Origin of the sequence: Psychrobacter sp. Rd 27.2, assembly GCF_001921755.1 — a bacterium.
Lineage (GTDB): Bacteria > Pseudomonadota > Gammaproteobacteria > Pseudomonadales > Moraxellaceae > Psychrobacter > Psychrobacter celer.
In genome coordinates this window covers 62367-87329 of record NZ_MRYB01000004.1, presented here as the reverse complement: position 1 = coordinate 87329, position 24963 = coordinate 62367, and the positions used below count along the sequence as shown (strand labels likewise).

19 protein-coding genes are annotated in these 24963 nt (G+C 46.6%); 11 read left to right on the top strand and 8 right to left on the bottom strand.

Annotated elements, in window-relative coordinates; all coding sequences use genetic code 11:
- Window positions 1-15 precede the first annotated feature (15 nt).
- Window positions 16-1176, bottom strand: coding sequence for a MalY/PatB family protein (locus tag BTV99_RS05165; RefSeq protein ID WP_075101308.1), 1161 nt, complete (start codon window positions 1174-1176; stop codon window positions 16-18).
- Between the two features lie 63 nt (window positions 1177-1239).
- The gene (locus tag BTV99_RS05160; RefSeq protein ID WP_075101307.1) at window positions 1240-2043 is read right to left on the bottom strand and encodes a crotonase/enoyl-CoA hydratase family protein; all 804 of its coding nucleotides are present in this window, start codon (window positions 2041-2043) and stop codon (window positions 1240-1242) included.
- Window positions 2044-2215: 172 nt separating this feature from the next.
- On the opposite strand from BTV99_RS05160, the gene BTV99_RS05155 reads away from it, so the two are divergent.
- Together BTV99_RS05155 and rlmF are read left to right on the top strand one after the other, a co-directional pair.
- The gene (locus tag BTV99_RS05155; RefSeq protein WP_075101306.1) at window positions 2216-2881 is read left to right on the top strand and encodes a LysE family translocator; all 666 of its coding nucleotides are present in this window, start codon (window positions 2216-2218) and stop codon (window positions 2879-2881) included.
- Window positions 2882-2946: 65 nt separating this feature from the next.
- Complete coding sequence (gene rlmF, locus BTV99_RS05150; protein ID WP_075101305.1) at window positions 2947-3969, top strand: 23S rRNA (adenine(1618)-N(6))-methyltransferase RlmF; 1023 nt, start codon at window positions 2947-2949, stop codon at window positions 3967-3969.
- A gap of 115 nt (window positions 3970-4084) precedes the next feature.
- On the opposite strand, the gene BTV99_RS05145 is transcribed toward rlmF, so the two are convergent.
- The 5 genes from BTV99_RS05145 to dnaA form a co-directional block, all read right to left on the bottom strand.
- Entirely contained in the window at window positions 4085-4693 is a 609-nt protein-coding gene (locus BTV99_RS05145) for a manganese efflux pump MntP family protein (protein ID WP_075101304.1), read from the bottom strand.
- A gap of 135 nt (window positions 4694-4828) precedes the next feature.
- Window positions 4829-7435 carry a DNA topoisomerase (ATP-hydrolyzing) subunit B gene (gene gyrB / locus BTV99_RS05140; protein WP_075101303.1) on the bottom strand — a complete coding sequence of 869 codons (2607 nt, stop codon included), beginning with the start codon at window positions 7433-7435 and terminating at the stop codon, window positions 4829-4831.
- A gap of 575 nt (window positions 7436-8010) precedes the next feature.
- Entirely contained in the window at window positions 8011-9240 is a 1230-nt protein-coding gene (locus tag BTV99_RS05135; RefSeq protein WP_075101302.1) for a DNA replication/repair protein RecF, read from the bottom strand.
- 195 nt (window positions 9241-9435) lie between these two features.
- Window positions 9436-10611 (bottom strand): DNA polymerase III subunit beta, encoded by a 1176-nt coding sequence (gene dnaN / locus BTV99_RS05130; RefSeq protein ID WP_075101301.1) that lies wholly within the window; start codon window positions 10609-10611, stop codon window positions 9436-9438.
- Window positions 10612-10975: 364 nt separating this feature from the next.
- The gene (dnaA, locus tag BTV99_RS05125) at window positions 10976-12421 is read right to left on the bottom strand and encodes a chromosomal replication initiator protein DnaA (protein ID WP_075101426.1); all 1446 of its coding nucleotides are present in this window, start codon (window positions 12419-12421) and stop codon (window positions 10976-10978) included.
- A gap of 618 nt (window positions 12422-13039) precedes the next feature.
- Here dnaA and rpmH point away from each other — a divergent pair.
- The 8 genes from rpmH to BTV99_RS05085 all read left to right on the top strand — a co-directional run bounded on the left by rpmH (window position 13040) and on the right by BTV99_RS05085 (window position 20527).
- A complete protein-coding gene (rpmH, locus tag BTV99_RS05120) occupies window positions 13040-13174 on the top strand; it encodes a 50S ribosomal protein L34 (RefSeq protein WP_007394757.1) in 135 nt (44 codons plus the stop codon).
- A gap of 199 nt (window positions 13175-13373) precedes the next feature.
- Complete coding sequence (gene rnpA, locus BTV99_RS05115; protein ID WP_075101300.1) at window positions 13374-13745, top strand: ribonuclease P protein component; 372 nt, start codon at window positions 13374-13376, stop codon at window positions 13743-13745.
- A 1-nt stretch (window position 13746) separates the two neighbouring features.
- Window positions 13747-14112, top strand: a complete 366-nt coding sequence (gene yidD, locus BTV99_RS05110) for a membrane protein insertion efficiency factor YidD (protein WP_083608537.1) — start codon at window positions 13747-13749, stop codon at window positions 14110-14112.
- A 215-nt stretch (window positions 14113-14327) separates the two neighbouring features.
- On the top strand, window positions 14328-16010 hold the full coding sequence (gene yidC, locus BTV99_RS05105) for a membrane protein insertase YidC (protein WP_075101299.1): 1683 nt from the start codon (window positions 14328-14330) through the stop codon (window positions 16008-16010).
- A 175-nt stretch (window positions 16011-16185) separates the two neighbouring features.
- Window positions 16186-17643: a tRNA uridine-5-carboxymethylaminomethyl(34) synthesis GTPase MnmE gene (gene mnmE, locus BTV99_RS05100; RefSeq protein WP_256713733.1), complete on the top strand. Its 1458-nt coding sequence runs from the start codon at window positions 16186-16188 to the stop codon at window positions 17641-17643.
- Between the two features lie 113 nt (window positions 17644-17756).
- Window positions 17757-18215, top strand: coding sequence for a transcriptional regulator NrdR (nrdR, locus tag BTV99_RS05095; RefSeq protein WP_058369796.1), 459 nt, complete (start codon window positions 17757-17759; stop codon window positions 18213-18215).
- A 68-nt stretch (window positions 18216-18283) separates the two neighbouring features.
- Window positions 18284-19339: a bifunctional diaminohydroxyphosphoribosylaminopyrimidine deaminase/5-amino-6-(5-phosphoribosylamino)uracil reductase RibD gene (ribD, locus tag BTV99_RS05090; protein WP_075101297.1), complete on the top strand. Its 1056-nt coding sequence runs from the start codon at window positions 18284-18286 to the stop codon at window positions 19337-19339.
- Between the two features lie 513 nt (window positions 19340-19852).
- Window positions 19853-20527: a riboflavin synthase gene (locus tag BTV99_RS05085; RefSeq protein ID WP_075101296.1), complete on the top strand. Its 675-nt coding sequence runs from the start codon at window positions 19853-19855 to the stop codon at window positions 20525-20527.
- A 184-nt stretch (window positions 20528-20711) separates the two neighbouring features.
- Here the strand turns inward: BTV99_RS05085 and BTV99_RS05080 are convergent, their stop codons facing one another.
- Entirely contained in the window at window positions 20712-23603 is a 2892-nt protein-coding gene (locus tag BTV99_RS05080; RefSeq protein ID WP_075101295.1) for a response regulator, read from the bottom strand.
- Between the two features lie 252 nt (window positions 23604-23855).
- Between BTV99_RS05080 and fmt the strand changes: the two genes are divergently transcribed.
- Entirely contained in the window at window positions 23856-24941 is a 1086-nt protein-coding gene (fmt, locus tag BTV99_RS05075) for a methionyl-tRNA formyltransferase (RefSeq protein ID WP_075101294.1), read from the top strand.
- Window positions 24942-24963: the final 22 nt, after the last annotated feature.

Below are 24963 nucleotides of genomic sequence, written 5' to 3'. Positions count from 1 at the left end.
CATTAAGTCTGCTTATTAATCATCCATAAACGCTGCATACACCCGATTTAATCCCTCACGCAGCAGCGTTTTCGGACACGCTACGTTAATCCGCATTTTAAGGTGTCCCTCGCGGCCATATTTGATACCAGAATTTAGCTCAACTTTCGCCGCGCGCAGCTTGTCATACAGCACTTGATCGTCATCAAAGTACGCCGAACAATCGAGCCAAATTAAATACGAGGCTTCTGGGCGCATGACCTTGATATCAGGCAGATGCCCTGCTAAGAAGTCTAGCGTGATCTCAATATTGCTTTCGATATAAGCCAGCATCTGCGTAAGCCATTCCTCGCCATGCTCATATGCGCTTTGCATCACCGTATAGGCAAATAGGTTTAGCTCATATTCATCATTTAACTGTTGCTGCTGACTAATTTTTTTAAGTAGCGTCTCATCTTTGGCAAAGATCATCGAGCCTTTAATCCCCGCCACGTTAAAGGTTTTGGTCATCGAGGTGAGACTCACCACCTTATGCGCGTAATTTTCTGCTTCTGCTACTCTTAAAAAAGGCGTAAAGGTATGGCCAGTCAAGGTTAAATCTTGATGAATCTCATCGCTGACGATGGCGACATCGTGTTTTTGACACAGCGCCAGCAGCGCTTTAAGCTCATCAGCCGTCCAGACGCGCCCGCCCGGATTGTGCGGGTTGCATAATAGATATATCTTAACCTTATGCGCCACTATTTTGGCTTCGATATCGACCAAATCGAGCAGATACTTACCATCGACTTCCTTTAGTGCCGAGGTCACAAGCTTGCGATTATTTTGCTGCACCTTAGTCATAAACGGTGTATAAATGGGATCATTGACCAGTACCGCGTCGCCTACGTCGGTAAAGACATGCATCATCAGCGCAAGACTTGGCACCACCCCTGGCGAGAACAAGATGTTGTCATGAGTTAACTGCAAATCATAACGATTGCTATGCCAGTTGATAATCGCCTCATACAAAGCGCCGGTCGGTTTGGTATAACCCAAGATGCCGTGATCGGCCGCGCGCTGTACGCTAGCCAAGATAGGCGGCGCTGCTCTAAAGTCCATATCGGCGACCCACAGCGGAATAGTGTCATCACTATAGTGCCATTTGACCGACCCTGTATTGCTTCTATCGATTATCTCATCAAAGTCATATTGCATTGGCATTATCCTTTATAGAACCCAAAGCTTTACTGTTTATTATGAAAGGTTTAGCAAAGGCTTTTAACGCCCTTTAAACTCCGGCGCGCGGCGTTCAACCATCGCCATCGCGCCCTCCTTTGCGTCCTGTGAGTGAAACAGATACGGTAGATAACCGTGGATATTGGCCAGCGCTGATTTTGCGCCATTACGGCTGGCATCTTGCGCAGAGGATAGTAGCCCTTGTACGCCAAGTGGTGCGGCTGTGCAAATCTCTTTGACAATCGTTAGCGCGCGCTGATATTCCTCACCATTTGGCACAACTTCGCTAACTAGGTTCAGTTTATCGGCGGTTTGTGCGTCAAAGTTTTTACCGGTAAGTAGATACGGCATGGCTTTTTGCCAGCCCGCCGCCGCGACAAAGCGTACCGTCGCCCCGCCAAAGGGCATGATACCGCGCTGCACCTCCATCTGCGCAAAGTTGCTATTGTCACTTACGATGATCACATCACTATTGAGCATCAGCTCGATACCTGCGGTAAAGCAGGTACCTTGTATCGCCACCACCACAGGTTTGCTGCGAAATTTACCACCTATGCCCCATGGGTCGATTTCATTATCATTAAATTCAAACGCGCCTTTGTCCCATTTATCTTGCAGCTCCATCAGATCAAGGCCAGCGGTAAAGTGCTCGCCATGGGCAAATATCAGCGCACAGCGTAAGTTATCATCGTTCTCATAGCGGGTAAGTGCTTGGGAGAGCTGTTTGATCATATGACTATCAAAGGCATTGCGTTTGTCGGCGCGATTGAGGCCGATGAGACAAATGTAGCCATCGGTCTCATAAGTGATGCGATTGTCTGTGCTGCTATTGCTTTGTGTGGCCATGATCTTGTCCCTTTTATTGATCTAGCAAGTGTGCTTTTAATATAGACACCCTATCGCCATTACACAAGTGGCCGTACTAAACGCCGTACAAAATGAATAGCAGTTGACCGCGATTCTAATAACTGCCACCATCATGAGACTGTCGACAAACATGACAATTTACGAGTATCTTATGGAATTTTGGCACGGCTTTTTACTGATCACCAGCGTTCACTTACTGGCGGCGGCCTCTCCTGGCCCTGACTTTGTCTTGGTCTCACAGCAGACATTGTCTAAGGGACGACGCACTGGATTGATTTGTAGTCTCGGTATCACCCTAGGGCTTGCGGTACACATTACCTACTCTGTATTAGGATTGGCAACGGTGATTGCCCATTCGCAGCCGCTACTCACCGCTATCAAGTGGCTTGGCGGTGCTTATCTGATGTATCTCGGTTGGCAAGGGATTGGGGCTAAGCCAAAGCCTGCCTCCGATTTAGCCATAAACATTCCACAGCAGAGACCTATCAAACATCCAGCGCAAGACGTCTTCAAAGACGACTCAACCCTCGCTACCTTGCGCCGCGGCTTTTTTTGTAATGTGTTTAATCCCAAAGCGCCGGTGTATTTTGTCGCGATATTTACCTTGGTGTTGTCGCCTGATATCCCGCTGTGGCAGTTATCGATTTATGGTGTTTGGATGATGGTGCTACAGATGGCGTGGTTTAGCACCGTGGTGATGTTATTGTCCATTCCTGCCATTCTCAAGCGTTTTGGCCGCGTGGAGCATTGGATAGATCGCATTTTAGGCAGCGCGATGATCGCCTTGGGACTAAACCTGATTTTACGCAGCCGATAACACATTTGTTATCTTCGAAATCTGCTAAACTGGTCGATTATATCCAAACATCAAAGCCACTGACTATGACCAGCACCCTTGCAAACTCTAAACATAAAAACCGCTCGCCTGCGACCGCCAAAAAACTTGGCAAGCTACATCCGCGCAACCCGCATCAGGGTCGCTACGACTTTGCTGTATTGACCCGCGCGCTACCTGCGCTCGCCGACCATACCACCAGCAACCCCAATGGCGAGCCGACGATTAATTTCTCTGATGCCAAAGCCGTACGCGTGCTCAATCAAGCACTGCTCGCGCACTATTATGGTGTAAAGTTTTGGGATATTCCTGAGGGCTATTTATGCCCGCCTATCCCAGGTCGCGCCGATTATATTCACTATATCGCCGACTTACTCACACAAACCACGCATAGTAATGACGACCAAACGCCGCCCACGGGTAAAGAGGTGCACGCGCTCGATATCGGCACCGGTGCCAGCGCCATCTATCCCATCATCGGTAGCCAAAGCTATGGCTGGCGCTTTACTGCAAGCGACATCGATCCGGTTTCTGTCAATACCGCCAGCGTGATTTGTCAGGCCAATCCCAAGCTCAAGGGTACGATCAAGGTTAAGCTGCAACCTGAGCCAAAGTATATCTTTAAAAACATTATCGGTCCGCAGGACTACTTTGATGTAGTGGTATGCAACCCGCCTTTTCATGCCTCATTAGACGAAGCGATGCAAGCCAATAGCCGAAAGCAGCACAACTTGCAGCGCCATCGCGGCAAAAACGAAAGCGCGCAAATCAGTCGCCATTCCACCAAGTCAGGCAATGCCGCGCAAAACCTCAACTTTGGTGGTCAGCACAAAGAGCTATGGTCTGAGGGCGGTGAGATTGCTTTTTTGAGTAATATGATAAGAGAAAGCCAACAGTTTGCTGCGCATGTAGGCTGGTTTACCAGTTTGGTCTCAAAGTCCGAAAACGTAAAACCGCTACAACTGCTGCTAAAACAGCTGGGTGTGGCACAGATGCGTATTATCGAGATGAGCCAAGGGCAAAAAAACACGCGGGTCTTAGCTTGGCGTTTTGATACTGACGAAGCGTAATTATTGACAAAGCGTAATGCTAGCGTTTCACGTGAAACAAAAAACCGCTTTGGCTATCAGAGCGGTTTTGTTTAATCCATTTAGATGGCCATATCGATTGAATTGGGGGCATGCTCTAGCCAACAAACATGACCTTTAAGCCGATGAGTATGAGTACAAATCCGCCGAGCGCTTCTGCTTTATCCTCAAGATAGGTACCTGATTTTTTACCCAGACAGATACCAAACGCACTAAAAACAGCCGTGACAATCGCAATGATTACACACGCTAGCCACGCATTAAGAGCGAGCAAGTTTAAGGTAAAACCAGCAGCCATCGCATCGATACTGGTGGCAATCGCTAAGGTAAACATGGTGCGATGACTGATATTTTTCTTTCGGCTATCGTTTATAGCAGCCGCTTCATTACTTACTCGCAGCCCCTTATCTACAATCTCACCCTCATCTGCCCAAAATACTTCATAGAGCATCTTACTGCCCAGTCCGATAAGAATAAATCCACCGATCCAAGGCGCAGCAGTGGCGAGCCAACCTAACAGTGCCGCGCCCAGCAAATAACCGATAAGTGGCATCACGCCTTGCGCCGCGCCAAAATATAACGCAGCATAAATAGCCAAACGCAAGGTATAGCGCGGGTTTTGTTGTTGCGATTTAGCGCCCAGTCCTATCGACACCGCAAGCGCATCCATCGCTAGCGCAATAGCGAGTAACAGTACTTCGATCATCTGATGTCCATCAATTAGAATTGCCAGCTTATGACAATTTACTTACGAAAGTTTCACGTGAAACAAACTTATTATTAAAAAAATACCGCCTTGGAAACCAAAGCGGTATTTTATATTTAATGTAAAAGCTAAACCTTAGATATCAAGGTTAGAGACCGTTAATGCGTTTTCTTCGATAAACACACGGCGCGGCTCGACATGATCGCCCATCAAGCAGGTAAACATATGATCGGCTGCGATGGCATCTTCGATAGTGACGCGTAGCATACGGCGGTTTTCAGGATCCATCGTCGTATCCCATAACTGGTCGGCGTTCATCTCGCCCAGTCCTTTATAACGCTGGATGGCCAAGCCGCGACGGGCATCTAGCATCATTTGCTGCCAGAGATAATCAAAATCGCGGATAGGAATATCCTTGGTGGTGCCACTACCCGCTTCGCGGCGAATAAAGGCGCTATCTTCTAACAAAGTATTCCACTCCGCTGATAAACGCAGCAGCTTGCTATACTCGCTCGAATTGATAAAGCTGGCATCAAGCAAATAATGATGCGCCAGCTGATGCACATACACCGTGATACGCGGTAGCCACTGGGCCTTGGTCGACAAGGCATCGCTATCAGCCGACTCACTCTCATCAGCAGTCAATGCAGCGGTCATACCCAGCAGATCAGCGGCAGCAGCGTCCATATTTTCTGGTTGCGGCTCATGGATATTGACCAGCTCAATCTCAGGGCTTAACTCACTACCGAACTGCTCAAGCTGCGCCTGCATAGCGTCTTTCCACGCCTGCATGGCTGACTTATCATACGTCATATCCGTATTTAGCTTGGGCGTGTGCGTCAAAGCATCCAAAATCACTGCAGGGAAACGTATCTGCAAACGTGCCTTAATCAGCTGCGTTTGGTTATAGTCATTTAGCAATGTCTCAAGCGCCTGACCCGTGATAGCAGGCGCATCGGCACTGATATGCAGCTTGGTATTATCGATCGTCGATGACAATAGATAAGCTTTGAGCGCTTCATCGTCCTTTAGATACAGCTCTTGACGACCTTTTTTGACTTTATACAATGGCGGCTGAGCGATATAAATATAACCGCGCTCAATCAGCTCTGGCGTTTGACGGAAAAAGAACGTCAGCAGTAGCGTGCGAATGTGTGAGCCATCGACGTCGGCATCGGTCATGATGATGATTTTGTGATAGCGCACCTTGTCAGGGTTGTACTCATCAGGGCCAATACCGCAGCCAAGCGCGGTAATTAGGTTGCCTACTTCAGCAGATGACAGCATTTTATCAAAACGCGCGCGCTCGACGTTCAAGATTTTACCCTTGAGTGGCAAGATAGCCTGAGTTTTACGGCTACGGCCTTGCTTAGCGCTACCGCCCGCAGAGTCACCCTCCACGATGTATAGCTCTGATAGCGACGGATCTTTTTCTTGGCAGTCTGCCAACTTACCAGGCAGACCAGCGATATCCAACGTGGTCTTGCGGCGCGTCATCTCACGCGCTTTACGGGCAGCATCACGAGCTCTAGCGGCATCGATAATCTTATTGGCAATCGCTTTAGCCGCAGTTGGGTTTTCAAGCAGATAATCATTAAACTTATCATGCATCGCCGATTCGACTGCTGACTTGACTTCGCTCGATACCAGCTTATCTTTGGTCTGGCTAGAGAATTTTGGATCAGGTACTTTCACAGAAACAATCGCACTTAACCCTTCTCGTGCATCATCACCGCTGACCGCGACTTTCTCTTTTTTAAACAGGTTTTCGCGATCCATATAGCTGTTTAGACCACGCGTGAGCGCTGAGCGAAACCCTGATAAGTGCGTACCGCCATCACGCTGCGGGATGTTATTGGTAAAGCACAGTACTTTTTCGTTATAGGTATCCGTCCATTGCAGCGCCACTTCGACCGCGATACCGTCGTCTTGCTCACTGGTAAAATGAAAGACCTCGTTGATACCTTCTTTGCCTGCGTTGATATAGCTGACAAACTCTGACAAGCCACCTTTGTGTTCAAACTCATGACGCTTGTCGATACGCTCATCAGTCAAGACAATGCGCACCCCTGAGTTAAGAAAAGACAGCTCGCGTAAGCGTTTGGCTAAGATATCGTACTCAAAGATGGTGCCAGTAAACACCTCATCGCTAGGATAAAAACGAATCTGTGTACCGGTCTTATCGGTCGCTTCTAGTTGCTCGATATCGGCATCAGGCACGCCATCGGTATAAGTCTGATGGTAATGATAGCCTTCACGCCAGATATTCATCTCCAGCTTTTTTGATAAAGCGTTGACGACTGAAACGCCGACACCATGCAAGCCGCCTGAGACTTTATAGCTGTTGTCATCGAACTTACCACCAGCGTGTAGTACCGTCATGATCACCTGAGCGGCCGACACGCCTTCTTCTGGGTGGATGTCGACAGGCACACCGCGCCCGTTGTCCATGATACTGACCGACTCATCTTCATGAATGATAATATCAATCTGATCACAGTGTCCCGCCAGTGCCTCATCGATAGAGTTATCCACCACCTCAAAGACCATATGGTGCAAGCCTGTGCCATCATCGGTATCACCAATATACATGCCAGGACGTACGCGCACCGCCTCTAGGCCGCGAAGTACACGAATATCTTTGGAGCTGTAGTCTGAAGGCACTCCTTCCGCTGCAGCAGTCGTTGCGGCAACGCTGCCGACTGTCAGTTGCTCGTGGTCGTTAGGTAATGAATCACTCATGTGCATTCCTTAATCTAGCCATCATCAGCCGTTTGCCATTGACCCATCACTACGATGAAGCCGCATGACATCATGTCAAATCCAATCTGTAGAGTTAACACCAGTAGCGCTATGTCGTGAGCCAAAGTACGAGTCGCCAGTACCTTATAAAAGCTTTCTTACTTTAAGCCAAGCTTAAAAACCATGTTTTATCTTCTTGCTATTAACTTCTGCTCTTTTATGTCTTATCAAAGCTAAAGAAGTAAATAAAACATGTTTATTATCATAAACTTAAAGACAGTTAGAAACTTAAAAACCACTACGTAACGCTACAAAACAACTTGCTGAGAACAGGACAAAAATAAAGCCCTATTTTAGCATTTTTTTGCCTCTAAGTCACTGTTTACTGGTCGTTTTATTGCTTTGGACAGTCGTATTAGGATGGACGGTATTTTAATAAAACCTATGGCGTGTCCTCATTTCAAAATGATCATAAAAATGAGATAAAGTGCCGTTGAGTATGATAGTCAAATCAGAAAAACAAAGCAGATGATATAGTTAAGCTCATTGCGGCTGCTTGACAAGATTTAGCGCTATTAGAAAGGCAAAATCAGCCCTTGTTTCACATGAAACATCATAGGGTTTGCCCATAAACCGTTGACCATAGGCGTGATATCAGCGGTCAGGCTGCTCATAAACACCTGACAAGGCAGTTTGGCTAACGTGGATAATAATATCTCTATCGCTCTCTCATCCAGCTCGGCGGTGATATCATCAAGTAGTACCACTGGTGTGGCGGTGAGCACCCTTTCGTTTTCATTGGTATTTGCTTGTGTCGTGGCAGCCGTCTGCAACAATAAAGGCAATTGTGATAAACGTAGCGCAGTGATGAGTAGCTTTTTTTCGCCGCGAGACAAGACATTTGCCGCCTGCTCTTTTAGTATCGGTAAGGTGTCAGCGACTACCTGCTTGCTGCCCGAGCCAGCAGGTAGCTTGTCAGGTGGCATGGTATCGTTGGCTGCTAGGGCATCATTAGAGCGCCAATGGACATGGATATCAGCGCGATGATTGCCGATACGGGTATAACCCAACTGCAAGTCTTGCTCTAAGCGCTCACCAAGTTGCACCTCTAGCGCCACATCGGTATCGTAACCTGCATGGTAGCTTAGACTCAGCTGCTCGGCGTAACTCGGCAACAGCTGAGCGATGCTGTCGGCAAAGAAGGGCTGCCACTTTGTAAACACGTGCTGACGATAATGGTGAATAAGCGCGGCATGATTGCCAAGCCCTTTATCCCAAGACCTCAGCTCAGCAAGCTGTACGTGCGTTAAATGCTTACTTTTTTTTAATAAACTATTGCGCTGTTTTAGCAGGCGCTGATACGCCAGCCACTGCGGGTGGAATCCCTGTTTCATGTGAAACACTAGCCAGTCTAACAACTGGCGACGACTGGCGCTGCCCTGCTCTAGCATGTCCATACTAGAAGGATCAATCAATAGTGTCGGTAGTTGCTCTGTCAAGATGCTTTGATTATAGACAGTGCTTTGATTGAGCCGCAGCAGCGTTGTGGCATCAGCTTGCTTTTGGATCGCCAACGTATTGCCATCACTCAAGCGCGCATGAACGGTGGCAGTGTGTTGATGATGCTGAATGTAACGTTTAGGCTGATGATGGCGAAAGCTTTTGCCTCTGGACAACAAAAATATGGCTTCAAGCAACGAGGTTTTGCCGCTGCCATTGGCACCAATCAGCACGTTGCAGGCGGCAGTGTGCAAATTGACCTGCGTAAGATTACGCAAATTTGAGATTTGTAGACGTTCAATCATGATAGCGACAGCCGCCTATTAAAAACGCTTAAACTAGCAGATAAACGTTTAGTAAAGAAGGGTTTAAAAATCAATTTGAGTCGAAAGCTTAGAGTTTACTAAGGCCTGTTTTTGATCTAAATTGGCAAAAAACAGCCTTAGTAATACTGTTAAAATCACGTGTACGTTGCTTTTAGTGGGGATAAGCTGCGAACACTAAATACGCATTGGCATAATCACATACTGATGAAACTCATCACCTAGCTGATTGACCAACACCGAGGCATTGGATTGACTCATATGCATTTGTACATCGCCTTGGATAACGCCCAATACGTCTTGTAGATACGCGGCATTAAACGACAGCTCCATCGGCTCACCTTGATATTTCGCCTGAATCACCTCGACCGCTTCGTCTTGCTCAGCGTTGTTGGCGCGTACTTCGACCATACCGTCAGTGGCAAAATTAAAAACCACACCGCGAGATTTTTCATTACTCAAAATCGCCACACGGCGCAGTACTTCTGTCATTTTTTCTTGATTAAACAGCGCCAACTTATCTGTATTGCTCGGCATGACGCGGCGGTAATCAGGAAATTTCCCATCGATCAGGCGCGCGGTAAAAGTCACTACCAAATCATCACTGACCTGCCCTGCACTATCCACCTCACCAAATGGCAAGCTGACTTGCAAAAACTCACGGCCAAAGCTTAGAGTGACAGGATTGTCTTTATCACCCAGCATTTTACCCAGCTCAGAGGCCAAGCGCTCAAGCTCAATGACTGCTTTACGCGGCAAAATAGCTTGCATATTTAGGTCGCTGCTGACATCGATCACACTACGCGCCAATGCCAATCTGTGCCCATCGGTGGCCACCGTGGTCAGCTGCTGCTGAGAGACATCGAACAACATACCAGTCAGATAGTAGCGCACATCTTGGATAGCCATCGCAAACTGAGTCTTGTGAATCAGATCCGTCAGACGACTACGACTGATGATCAGTGGCGTGATGTTCTCTGGATTGCCTAGGCTTGGATAGTCTTCACTTGGCAAGGTGCCCAAAGTAAAGCGGCTCTTGCCACTGGTCAGCAAACAGCGCTCGTTTTCTTGCGTGGTCAAATTGATCTGAGCTTGAGCTGGCAGCGATTTACAAATATCTTTTAACTTAGTGGCAGGTAACGTAGTCGTCCCTGCGGCAACACAAGCACCGGCAGGCAATTTCAATGTCGATGTCAGCTCGACCTCTAGGTCAGACGCCGTCAAGATCAGCTGCGACTCAGATAGCTGCAACTTAATATTGCCTAAAATGACCATGTTATGGCGCTTATCAGCAGCTTTGGCGATCAAATTAATAGCTTTTAGTAACGACTCTCGATTAATCGATAATTGCATGCTTAGTTACTCTTATTTAAAGGATTCTTTTTTTACAAAAAACAAACTACAGTCAGTTCGAAATAAAATCGATAGACTCATATGAACGTGCAACTGGTACAGACTTTCCTTTCTTGCTGTGTCTATGCTGACAGATGCTGGGCAAAATTATACCAGCTGCACTGTATCGCTTTTACAGTGAATCGACTATACAAATAGTAGCTTAATCATACCCTGTCTACTGACGATAATCTATAAAGCATACGTCTGCCTAGACATTGATAAAGTTAAACTATTTTAAAATAGGTGCTGTCCTACTGGTATGTCGGATTGACTATAGTATAAACCATATCATGGCGCTAAAACATAGTAAGACTGAGAGCTGCTAACCTGCTTGCAACATAAGGGCTAGCGTCTTGTAATCCTTATCAAACGCTGGGTCTGCTGCACGCAGCTCATTGACCTTATCACAAGCATGCATCACTGTCGTATGGTCACGGCCGCCAAACGACTGACCAATCTCTGGAAAACTATCACCCGTCAGCTCACGTGACAAAGCCATGGCTATCTGCCTCGGTCTTGCGATACTGCGGGTACGCTTGCGCCCCATAATGTCTTTTACCGTCACATCATAATATTCAGCGACGATTTTGCGGATGTTGTCCATATTGACTGCTTGTACACGCATGGCAACGATATCTTTTAGGGCATATTGCACCATCTCTAGTGTGATTTGCGCGCCAGTTAAGTTGGCATTGGCAAATACTTGGTTTAGGGCGCCCTCTAAACGCCTAACATTAGAGACGACGTTTTGCGCGATAAACAGCGCACACTCTTTAGGCAACGTCATCCCATAAGAAGCCGCTTTTTTCTGCAAAATCTGTACACGTGTATCAATCTCAGGCGGATCAACAGCCACCGTCAGCCCCCAAGAAAAGCGCGACCTAAAGCGCTCATCAAACTCTGTCATCTGTGAGGGATGTCTATCAGATGCCAAAATCAGCTGTTTATCACCACTTGTGAAGTCAGCAAATAACGTCAAAAACTCATTACTACTTTTTGTCTTTCCAGCCAATACGTGAATATCATCTACAATCAATAAATCTACTTTTTTTATTTTTTTCTTAAAATCTTCTATTTTATTATTTCTTAATGAATAAACTAATTGATTAATAAACTTTTCAGAAGTGAAATAATAAAAACTTTGATTATTTTTTAAATAGCGATGTGCAACAGAATGCATTAAATGCGTTTTTCCCAAACCAGAAGGCCCATATATAAATAAAGGATTGTGCCGGTTTTTTGACTGACGTTTTCCAAGCTCATAACAGGCTTTATAAGCCAAATTGTTAGACTTACCAGTGACAAAGGTCTCAAAGGTGAAGTCAGGGTTGAGATAGCTAAGCGATTTTGCATCAGCAGAGCCAATTAATTCTGCCTGACGCGTATTGGTATCGATGTCGGCCTTTGCCATATGATGATGCGCGGTCTGAAAATTTTGGTCAGTAAGGGTAGGGGAGGGGATATCCTCTGCAAACAGAGAGCCTGACTGCGCTTGTGGGTTGTCTTCTACCTGACGACCAGCATTGTCTACACGCACCACAACTTCTTCGATACTGCCTTGGCTGTGCTTAGCTACCAACTGCTGAATATCTTGTAAATGATTTTTTTTGATGTAAGTTACAAAATAATCATTGGGCGCAAGAATAATTAAACTACTGGCCTCTTGATGCGCTGACAGTGGCCGTAACCACATGGTAAATACGTTGTCCTTGACGCTGTAACGCAAGTCATTTAGGCACTTATCCCAAATAGTGGCTGTATCTATCATGAAACCCATTACCTCGTTAATATCAAATCCCCAGCAAACTGACACCAGAGGCAAGCCTTTCGCTGCTACCAGCATCGATATTTTTGCTCGCTTTTGATAATCAAATAAAAAGACAGCCACATGCTGTCTCTTGTCCGCCAAACAAGATGATAATCTACCACAAATCGCCTGTGGATAACATCCTCTATTTTGGGGATAAGGCTGTGGATACTTTTGGGGATAAGTAAAAACACTCAGTTATCCATAATCCATGCACAAGTTATCCACAACCTTACCCATAGCACAAATAACTGATATAAAAGAGAAATCATAAGTTAACCACAGAAAAAATCGCCCCTAACAATAACAATATCTATATATATTAATAATTAATTATTATGGAGTTGGCAGAAAACTGTGGATAACTAAACGATTTTGAGACCCTTGAATATCTGTTTGGATGACAGTTACTACTGGATAAATTATGTTTAAGTATCTAAATTATTTGAGACGCACAGAGGTCTTTACCGGATTCAACGATAATTTCATAAAGCAAATTAGTTTATTGACCAAAATAATAGGGAATGGTATAATCCTCCGCTATTACGAATTTAGTCCCATTATTTTGATAGGTGAGTTATGAAACGTACATTCCAACCAAGCGTGATCAAGCGTAAACGTACTCACGGTTTCCGTGCACGTATGGCAACTAAAAAAGGCCGTCAGGTCTTAGCCCGTCGCCGCGCTAAAGGACGTCATCGCCTTACTGTATAATCAGTAGATAGCGATAAGCATGGCCATATGTGCTTGTTGTGTTTCTATTAATTATAGATTGCGATAGTCAGTCTTCACAACTAACACATCGTCATATATTAAAAGCGCCTATATCGGCGCTTTTTTTGTCTCTATACTTTGCTTTGATATTTACGCTATTATTCTTGCTACCATCGTAAGCTCTAAAACTAGGTTAATTATGCCCCATACTGCTTTAGTGACCCCCAATGCTCGCTTTACCAAAGCGCAGCGCCTGCTCACGCCTACAGCGTTCAAAGAGGTGTTTGATGCGCCAGAGCGTAAACTTCATCAAAGCCATTTGATGGCGTTTGTACGTACTAACACGCATGGAGGTGCACGCGTAGGTATGGCGATCACCAAGCGCAAAGTACCCACGGCCGTGATGCGCAATCTAATCAAACGCCAAATACGTGAGCAGTTTCGTATCAAGTCTTTTAATCTAGAAAACAAAGATATTGTCTTTATCATAAAAAAATCTTTAAAAGATATAAATAATACAGAATTAAAAAATCAAATAAATAATATTTTTAAAAAAATAGAAAAAGAATAAAATGGGTTTTTTAATAAAAATAATAAATAATTTTTTTTACAAATTTATTCATTATTTCATTGTTTTTTACCAAAAGATAATAAGCCCTATCATACCGGCGCGCTGTCGTTATTATCCAACGTGCTCTAACTATGGCAAGCAGGCGTTGGCATGGCATGGCGGGTGGTCGGGTAGCTGGTTGTTATTAAAGCGTCTAAGTCGCTGTCACCCTTTAGGCGGACATGGCATTGATTTTGTGCCATTACCGTTGTCTAGTTATCATTATCAATACTTATCCCCTGCTCGGCTTACTGCTCAAGGTTTGTATGTATTTAGAGACACCACAAGCTATGTTTCACGTTTAAACCATCTAATGAGTGTGCTCTGAGCAAACCTGCGCTTGGGTTGGCTGAGGGTAACGCTTTAGTTACCCACAAGTTATCCACACTCTTGTATCATTTAGAGCGGTTTTTTAGTAAAATGATGAACATTTTATGTGATTGACTACTGATATTACCGCTTCAAACACGGGTGAATACTGTGCGGTGGTCATGATACATGCCTGATTTTTCATTCCCTAATTTTTCAATCTAGGAAAGATTTATGCAAAAGATATTTCGGGTGATGATCATCATTGCGATGCTAATCACCGCTTATCTGCTGATTTTGGCATGGCGAGATGATTATGCCGATGCGCCAGCTGTAGATACGGTGCCAGAAACCATCACCTCAGTGGGTGCTGACATCCCGTCTACCACTGGTGCAGCAGGTGACATTCCAGTACAGACGATGCCTGTAGATGCGAGCGGCGTCACTGACGCGCCAGTGAAGGACGCAGGTCTAATCACAGTTACCACAGATCGCTATGATATAAAAATCAATCCAGAAGGCGGCGATATCGTCTATGCTGCGCTCAAACAGTATGATGCAACGCTCGATAGCGATAAGCCTTTTGTGTTATTAGAGAATAATAACAATCGGGTATATGTGGCGCAGTCGGGTCTGATTGGTCAAGATGGTATCGATACAGCAGAGGGTCGTGCGGTTTATAGGCACACTGCCAATAACTATGTGATGGAAGCAGGCCAGCAGACGCTATCGGTACCGCTCACTTACAAAAAAGATGGCGTAACGATCACCAAGACCTTTACCTTTACCCAAGATAAATATCCGATCGATATCAGTTATCAAATCCAAAACGCTTCTAACAATGCGTGGCAAGGGCAAATGTTTGCGCAGCTCAAGCGTGATGACAGCAAAGATCCTGGTATGTCTGATAAAGGCGCGCTTAGCATGGCGACTTATCTAGGCGGTGCTTGGGGTACGCCTGACGACCCTTATAACAAGCTAAAGTTTGGTAAGTTCAACGACGGTGAGCTGACCACTACCAGTGACAAAGGCTGGGTGGGTATCGTGCAGCATTACTTTGTTTCTGCTTGGACGCCTGATAACTTCACGGGTAAGTTCTTTAGCCGCGAGACAGGTAACGACTACTTTATCGGCTTTAATAGCCAGCCCGTCAATGTCGCGCCAAACAAGCAAGTGACGCTCAATGCAACTTTGTACGCAGGACCAAAGGTACAGTCTGAGCTTAAAGAAGTCGCCGTAGGGCTCAATCAGACTGTTGACTATGGGTTATTGTGGCCAATATCTAAGATTTTGTTTGCGATTCTTGATGGCATTCATAAAGTCATTGGCAACTGGGGTTGGTCCATTATTGTTCTGACGATTTTGGTGAAGATTGCTCTCATGTGGTTTTCGAATAAAAGTTACTATTCGATGGCGAAGATGCGTGCTATCGCCCCGAAACTACAGGCACTAAAAGAAGAGCATGGCGACGATCGCATGAAAATGTCGCAAGAGATGATGGCAATATATAAAGAAGAAAAAGTCAATCCGATGGCGGGTTGTTTGCCTATCTTGCTGCAAATGCCGATTTTCTTAGCCTTGTACTGGGTATTGGTTGAGAGTGTGGAGCTGCGTCACGCACCTTGGATTTTGTGGATTCAAGATCTCTCGGCGATGGATCCTTGGTTTATCCTACCACTGTTGATGGGTGCATCGATGTTTGTACAGCAGCAGCTCAATCCGCAGCCAGCTGATCCGATGCAAGCGAAGGTAATGAAGTTTTTACCAATTATCTTTACCGCCTTTATGCTGTTCTTCCCAGCAGGTTTGGTGCTTTATTGGACGGTGAACAACTTGTTTAGTATGACGCAGCAATATATCGTCAACAGAAAAGTTGAAGAAGAGCAAAAACGTCGTACCGCTAAGGTACTCGATTAAGTTTCTTCACATTGTTAATTATTACTAAAAACCATCGCAGCGGCGGTGGTTTTTTTATTTATTAGTATTTTACAATCACTTTGTCATACACCGGTAAGCGCAAGGTTTACTATATTAAGTTTGGCTTTGTCAGCCGATCTCTAGCCGTCTATAATGGGACTTTTAACTAATGAGAATGATTGTGGATTCTTTTGAGCTGGCGCAAGCCGTACCTGCTACATCCAATACGTCTAATCCATCAGGATTGGCTACGATTGCCGCCATTGCGACGCCGCTTGGGCGCGGCGGTGTCGGCGTGATACGGCTATCAGGTGCGCGTGCCTATGATATTGCGTGTCAGCTGACGGGCAAGACAGCATTTACACCGCGCATGGCCAGTTTTTGCCGATTTTATCAAGCAGATGGTACTATCATCGATGAAGGCTTGGTGCTGTACTTCAAAGGCCCGCACTCGTTTACAGGCGAAGATGTGATCGAGCTGCAAGGGCATGGCGGCATGATTTTGCAAAACCAGCTGCTCGCTCGCGTGTTTGAGTTGGGTGCCAAGCAAGCGGGTGCAGGGGAGTTTTCTTACCGCGCCTTTGATAATGATAAGTTGGATCTGGTGCAAGCAGAAGCAATCGCTGATGCCATTGATGCAACCAGTGCCGCAGCTGCCAGTAGTGCCATCCGCTCACTAAGCGGCGAGTTTTCACAAAAGATCAATCAGCTATTAGAGCAGCTTATTCATTTGCGTTTGCACGTCGAGGCTGCCATCGACTTCCCTGATGAAGAGGACGTTGATTTTTTATCGGATGGCGTGATTCAAGACAAGCTTGAGCAAACACAAGATAAAATCCAGCAAGTACTGGCAACGGCAAAACAAGGCCAGCTGTTACGCGATGGGATTCATGTGGTGTTGGCAGGGCGGCCTAATGCAGGAAAATCAAGCTTGCTTAATCGTCTGGCTGGGCAAGAGCGCGCCATCGTGACCAATGTGGCAGGCACCACGCGAGATACGCTACAAGAAACCGTCGTCCTCAACGGCCTGACCTTGCATCTCACCGACACCGCTGGACTTCGCGATACCGACGACACTGTCGAGCGCATCGGAATTGAGCGCGCGCGTACCGCGATCACGCAAGCCGATATGCTGCTGATGGTCTACGATGTCAGCCGCGACCTTGCAGAGGATAGCACACCGCTACAGCTGGCAGAGCAGCTATTTGGCAAGCTCCCAGATGCCAAAAAACTACTGATTATCGCCAATAAAAGCGACTTACTCACTGATGCCCACGATAAAGCGCAAATGGCCAACTCACAAGACGAAATCACTCAGCGTGGTTATGAGCAAGTAAATGTTTCATGTGAAACAGGCGCTGGTATCGAGACATTGATCGAAACATTATGTGCTAAGGTTGGTTTTCATCCACCAGAGAATAGTCTCATCGCCCGTACGCGTCATATAGATGCGCTCAGACGGACAGCTGGGCACTTAACAGAGGCGCATGAGCAGCTGACGGTCTTTCAGGCAGGGGAGTTGGTGGCTGAGAGCTTGCGCCAAGCACAACTAAGCCTCGGTGAGATCACCGGAGAGTTTAGTGCTGATGACTTACTAGGTAAGATATTTGGTAGTTTTTGTATCGGCAAATAATGCTACTGATTGGCTATTTAAGTTCGCGTATTAACTTTTAAAAGTACGTCAGCTATCAAACTCAGCCTCATAAATGACGCCATGTATTCTTAATATCAAAATAAGGAAACGCTATGCACTGCCCTTACTGTAACGCGTCAGATACCAAAGTGATTGACTCGCGTCTGGCGGCAGAGGGTGCGCAGGTGCGTCGCCGCCGCTCGTGCAATAGCTGCCAAGAGCGCTTTACCACCTTTGAGATGGTGGAGGTGGTGATGCCGCGTATCATTAAATCTAGCGGCAAGATTGAGCCTTATGATAATGAAAAGCTGCGCCGTTCTATTTTGTTGCCGCTACAAAAGCGCCCCATCACCATTGATGAGCAAGAGGCAATGATTAGCCGAATCGAAAAGCGCGTCAGGCAAATGGGGGAGCGCGAGATTAGTAGTAAGGTGCTAGGCGAGATCATCATGAGTGAGCTAAAGACACTGGACGATGTCGCTTATGTACGCTTTGCCAGTGTGTATCGCGATTTTCAGGATATCGATGCGTTTCATCAAGAGATTGCCAATATTCGCCCCAATGAAAAATAGTCTCTGTCAGTGCCATGGGTGAATGTTCAACACGCCCTACACATTCTTTATAAATGAAGCCAATTCTTATGTCGAATTCTAACCACACGCAAGCTGCACAAGACCGCTATTTTATGATGCTGGCGATTGAGCAAGCCAAACAAGGATTATACACCACAAGACCCAATCCTGCGGTAGGCTGCGTGATTGTTCAGGCAGGAATGGTGGTCGGGCAAGGGTTTCATCCTAAGGCAGGCCAGCCTCATGCAGAGGTGTTTGCCCTCAAAGACGCAGGTGCGCAAGCGGTCGGTGCCACTGCCTATGTGACTTTAGAGCCTTGTAGCCATACAGGACGTACGCCGCCTTGTGCTTTAGGTTTGATAGAGGCAGGCGTACAGCGGGTAGTGATTGCTGGCCTCGACCCCAATCCGCAAGTAGCGGGGCGCGGCGTACAGCTGTTAGAGCAGGCTGGTATCGATGTGACAGTGGGCGTACTGACAGAGCAAGCAGAAGGATTAAACCGCGGGTTTTTAAAGGCGATGCGCACTCAAATGCCCTACGTTCGGCTTAAGATTGCCACCAGTCTCGATGGTCGCACCGCGATGGCGACAGGAGAGTCAAAATGGATCACCTCGGTAGCGGCTCGTGAGAACGTACAAAAGCTTCGCGCCCTAAGTGGGGCAATTATCACTGGCAGTGAGACCATCGTTACTGATGATCCACAGCTCAACGTGCGCTCTACTCAGTTGGGCGTGCCGGCTGAGCAAGTCCCTACGCCTAAGGTGGTCGTACTCGATAGGCGTCAGCGCTTAGCGCACAACGCGCAATCAGAATACCAACTATGCCGCCGCGCAGATACGCTTTATTGGCGTAAGGACGATTTAGCCGAGCTGTTAAGGCATCTGGTCAGTGAGCGTCAATGCTACGATGTATTGGTAGAGGCGGGCGCTAGCGTCGCAGGTAGTTTTTTATGCCAACAGCTGGTAGATGAGCTGATAGTCTATCAAGCGCCTTGTCTGTTGGGTGCAGCGGCGCGGCCGATGGTGAATTTTCATCCGCTGTCTTTATCTGAACAATTACGTTTTAATATAAGCAGCCATGAGCAACTCGGCCCTGACCTTAAGCTGACGTTGTATCCTTTATAGACCATAAGTTATAAACACCTTATCCACAAGCCTTGGATATTAAGGTCAAGATACTTGCTTGGTAGATAAGGGGTTAAATAGTTATCTAGATAGTGGCGTTGCCCGAGGGTTAGCCTGTTTCACATGAAACTGTGTATAACTCTGTTTCATGTGAAACTAAAAAGGCCCTTGTTTACTGTTTGTTTTATAAATAATTTATAAAAATCATATACTTACGTTGATATTATGCTATTGATAGTGTAATAGTAAAAATGCAAAGGTTTGTGGATAACTTTGTATAAAACAAGGATTTATCGCAGACGGGCTTGATTTATTGTTACTTATCCACAACTTATCCCCTTACACGCTTAAAAGACAGGGCTTTTAGGAAATATTTAGATAAAAGCAATGCTCATTCATTGTCTATTGATAAGTAGTCATCATTTAACATTTATCATCTATTGGACGCCATTGTAATGATTGTCACTATTGCTAAACACTCATAACAGCAAAAAATTAGGATACGAGGTTTCTATGTTTACTGGAATTATAGAAAGTGTTGGAAAAGTCACGTCCATGCAGCCTACCGGCGGCGACATACGCTTGACGATAGAGTCAAGCGAGCTAGACTTTAGTGATGTCAAATTAGGCGACTCTATTGCCTCAAATGGTATCTGCCTCACTGTGGTAGAGATTGGCGATAAATCTTACTCTGTCGATGTTTCACGTGAAACGATTGCTCGTACTGCATTGGAAACCCTAAAGCCTGGAGATATCGTCAATTTGGAAAAAGCGATGCTACCCACCACGCGCTTTGGTGGTCATATCGTTGCAGGTCATGTCGATGGGGTCGGCCGCGTTAGTAAACTACAACAAGACGCGCGCTCTATCTATATCGAGATTGAGATACCCAAGGAGTTGGCGCATTATACCGCGACCAAAGGCTCTATCACCGTCGATGGCATCAGTCTAACCACCAACCTAGTACGTGATAGTGTGGTTTGCCTCAATATCATCCCGCACACGGCGCAAGTGACCAATATCGCCAAACACTGGTTGGTCGGCAGTAAGGTAAATATCGAGGTAGATATCGTCGCCCGCTATTTGGAACGTCTGTTAAATAAGTCGCAAGCTGGTGACATAAACGCACCAAGTCCGCAAAGTCAAATCACCGAGGCATTCTTAGCGGATAATGGCTTTATGAAGTAGTGACAAGCTAAAGCGTAGGTATCGTCGATTCTAAATAAAAGAGTCAGGCATTGATTAACCAGCCTTGTTTTTACTATACGATGCGCACAAAGGCCAGTCAGGTAGCGGGTTAATATTTTGATATTAACCCGCTATTTTTTTGGATATAGATACAGATACAGATATACATATATTAAGCGGAATTTTAGTGTTTTATCAGATGTTGTAGCACAGCCTCGAGCTTTGTCTTATTGATAGGTTTGGATAAAAACTCGTCCATACCCACTTGTATACAAGCGTCGCGATCCTCGTCTGAGCTGTTCGCGGTTAGGGCGACGATTGCAATATCATCCCCTTGCGCGCGAATCGCTTGCGTGGCTTGTAGCCCATCCATGACTGGCATACGGCAATCCATCAAAATAAGCGAGATATCCTCCCGCTGCGCCTTTAGCTGCTCAAGCGCTTGTTGGCCGTCTTCTGCTACGATACTGCGATAACCCAGTTTACTTAAGATTTTACAGGCGATTTTTTGATTGGTTGGGCTGTCTTCTACCACCAGTATCAGCGGCTCTACGTCATCCTTGTGTAGGGGCGTGGCCACCGTCATGTCGTTTTCTGGCGTTTGGGTGCTCAAGGTTTGCCGAACAGGTAGCGTCAGTCGCGTCAGCTCAGAGAGCAGGAGGGCGCTCTCTAAAGGTTTTAATAAAAAGCCATCGCATTGATCCAGCAGGGCAGAGGGGATACGGCGCTCAGGCTTCATACTACACAAAACCTTAGGCAGTGATTTTTTAGACAATAAGTCATGTAGTGCTTGGCGTCTATCGTTGCTGGCCAGTATCAGGCGCTCTTTGGTTGCCTGTGTCTTTGATGCAAGGCTCTTTGGTGCAAGGCTCTTTGGTGCGGTCTTCGATTCGTGGATAGAGGTCTCGGCGGGCAGTTTGTCGCTTTGCTCTGCCACTGGGTCAGAGGGGTTTATGGCGGCGCTGTCAGTGTAGTATTCATAATCCAATAACAAGATGGGCGCTAGGCTCTGGGCGTCTTTGCCAAGTCGCTCGGCCAAGTGCTCAATGGTGGCACTATCAACATCGGTATAGATCGTCGCTGGAATCGATAAACAGTGGCACAGGCGGCGCAAGTAATCGGCCAGCAAGGTCTGGTTAACCACGGCGATAAGATGAATATGCTGTAAGTGCTGGTGTGGGTGATAAATCGGCTGATAACTTGGCTGCCGACAAGGCAGATAGAGGTTAAAGGTGCTGCCTTTATTGACCGCGCTTTTTAGCTCAATAAAACCGCCAAGCAAACGGGCAAAACTATTGACGTTATTTAAGCCCAAACCCGCTTCGATACCATGGTGATAAGCGAGGTTGTTGTGTTGCTGAAGGGACGGGCTTTGTTTATTAAAATAACTCAATAACTGATGCTGTTTGGCGATATCGATACCTGTGCCTGAGTCTTTGATACTAAAACGTACCCAGTAGTGCGGCTGCTGCGCTTTTACCTGTTCATTGATCGGTAGTAGGCTGCCTTTATTGATTTGAGATACTTGCTCAGGACTGATAGCATCGATCGCCAAGGCGACGTAGCCTGAGGGAGTAAACTTGATCGCATTATGAAGTAGATTTAAGAGTATCTGGCGCAGGCGTGTATGATCTGTATCGATCACACGAGGACACTCTGGATCAAAGAAATAAATAAGCTCTAGCCCCTGCTGGCGCGCATGATCTACGGCCGTGTCACCCACTTCTTGTCCAAGCTTATAAATATCGACAGGCGCTATGCTCAGGCGGGTTTTTCGAACCTCTATATCACCGATATCTAGCATGTTGTCGAGCGTGGTGAGCATATAGTGACTGGTTTTTATCAGTGTCTCAAGCGTGTGGTTTTGCTTATCGGTCAAGGTGTTAGGGTCGATAGGCTCGAGTGTGTCTATCAACGACTCCAGCGGTAGGCGCAGTTTACGCCCCATGATGGAGCGCAGCTCGCTAAACTCATCGATTTTTTGTTGTAATTGTTGGTTTTTTAGCCGTAGCTGCTCTGTTTTGCTGGCCAACTCATTGATATTATTGATAAAGACGGTAAAGCCATGCACCTGTCCATGCTCACCAAACCATGGCGTCACATGCAGCTGATAGGTTTGTTGGTCTTTTATTCCTAGCACCGTTAGCGTACGCGTGACGCGCAGATTAACCAGCCTTTGTAGCAGTTGTTGGGTGGGATCGTCTTTGCCAGCGACAAAGTCTGTCAGCTGCTCGCTGCCACTGCTGTGCGCAGGTCTGATAAAGACTTGTTCAAAACGCTGGTTAAAAAAACTGATTTGACCGTGGCGCATGATCATTGCCATCGGTAATGGTGCTTGCTCAATCAGGCGCTCAAGACGGTGCTTGAGGGTTTTGATGCGGCGATAGTCGTTGTGTAGCTGATAGTTGATACGGCCGAGCGCATGACCTAAGCGTAAAAACTCCCCAGTCGATTGATTCTCTAAAAATGGCGGTGGGGTATAGGCTTCTTTTGCATTATCACTCAAATTATCCGTATAGCGTAATAGCTGCTCCCAGTTGGTGCGGCGCTTGAGCATGTATAGCAGTGCGGTGATAAACAACGCAATGGCTACCATCAGTGGCAACCAGTATCTATAAGAGGTCCAGTCGATATCAAGCGGCTTATGACGCAATATCATATATATCCGGTGGCCACTATCTAGCTCAATGGTGCCCGCCAGATTGCGCGCATTGAGCGTATAAGCGCCATTATTCTGAGCAGAGGCTCTGACAGTCGGGAACGTCACTGTCGAAAACGCAGGCTCGTTCGGACGGGTATCACGATGAATGTATGTCTGTCCGGAGGGCAGCATAAAGATAAGCTGATAGCTGATGCCGTTAAGTGCCGGATGCGCCAAAACTCCCTTTAGCTCATCGTTTCGTAGCACAGCATGCTCAGTGAGCTCGTGTTGTAAGGTAAAAAAAGTATCGACGCTGTGCTGCTGTTGATACTGCCTCATACCATCAAACAACATAACATAATACAGTACTAGCATCACCAGCAATGTTAGGACATAAAAGAACAATAAGCGCTGTAAGGACTGAAACTGTTGCATGAAAGCGAGGTCCTATATCGTCACTTGGCAGGATAAATGTGGCATGACCACTACCATGATAAAGCAGTCAATGTCTTTAATATAACCAATGACGGTTATTTATAGCAAAACAATCGCTGTTTTATTGTCTATAGCGACTATTATAAAGCGAAAAGACCTCGTAAGTAACGCTGGGTAGGCGCGGTTACAATCATGGCACAATACGCCAAACTCACCTATAATGAAGCACCGAACCCTATATAATGCATGATTATGACGACAATTGCTCCTGCTTCTAAGTTATCCCCCTCATCTAGCCTTGCCGACACGACTTCTAGCACACCATTACGTGTGGTGTTTGCTGGGACGCCTGAGTTTGCGGCGGTCAGCCTCGAGTCGCTCATTGCCCAGCAACAAGCACTCAACATAGAGGTTGTGGCGGTTTATACTCAGCCTGATCGCAAAGCGGGCCGCGGGCAAAAACTGGCCGCCTCAGCGGTCAAGCAAGTGGCGCTCGCCCATGATGTCGTGGTAGAGCAGCCACCGACCTTTAAAAAATCGAGCACCGAAGGCATGGCAGCCCGCCAGACGCTGCGTAGCTATCAGCCCGATGTGATGATTGTTGCCGCTTATGGGCTGATACTACCTGTGGGCGTACTGACGATACCTACTTATGGCTGTCTTAATATTCATGCTTCGCTACTGCCGCGCTGGCGTGGTGCAGCGCCCATTCATCGTGCGCTCTTGGCAGGCGATAGTGAGACTGGCATTACCATTATGCAGATGGATCAGGGACTAGACACCGGTGACATGCTCTACAAAGTCAGTGCGCCTATCACCGCTGATGACACGGCAGCCAGCCTACACGACAAAATGGCAACATTGGGCGCGGACGCCATCGTTACTGTGTTAAAGGATTTGGCGCACTATCAAGCCCAAGCCGCCGCGCAAGATGACAGTCAAGCCAATTACGCCGAAAAGCTTGTCAAAACCGAAGGCGAGATTGACTGGGCACAACCGGCGGCGACGATTGAGCGTCAAATTCGTGGTCTGACACCGTGGCCAGGCGCTTATACTTTTTTCAATGGTCAACGTGTCAAGATTTTGGCCAGCCTACCGGTCAACCCCTCGCAGCAAACCGAACTGCCCGCTGGTACCATCATCAGTGTCGGACGCAAAGCGATATTGGTCGCTTGTGGCAAAGACGATAGCTTGGCGGCCAGTCATACTGAGCAGGCAAGCGGGACATTGGCCATTACTCATCTGCAGTTTGCAGGTGGCAAGCCGATGACAGCAGAGCAAGTCTGCCATGGCAACCAATTAAATGATGGCGACCAGTTCACCAAAGAATCAAACTAATTCAATTAAGCTTAATGTACTT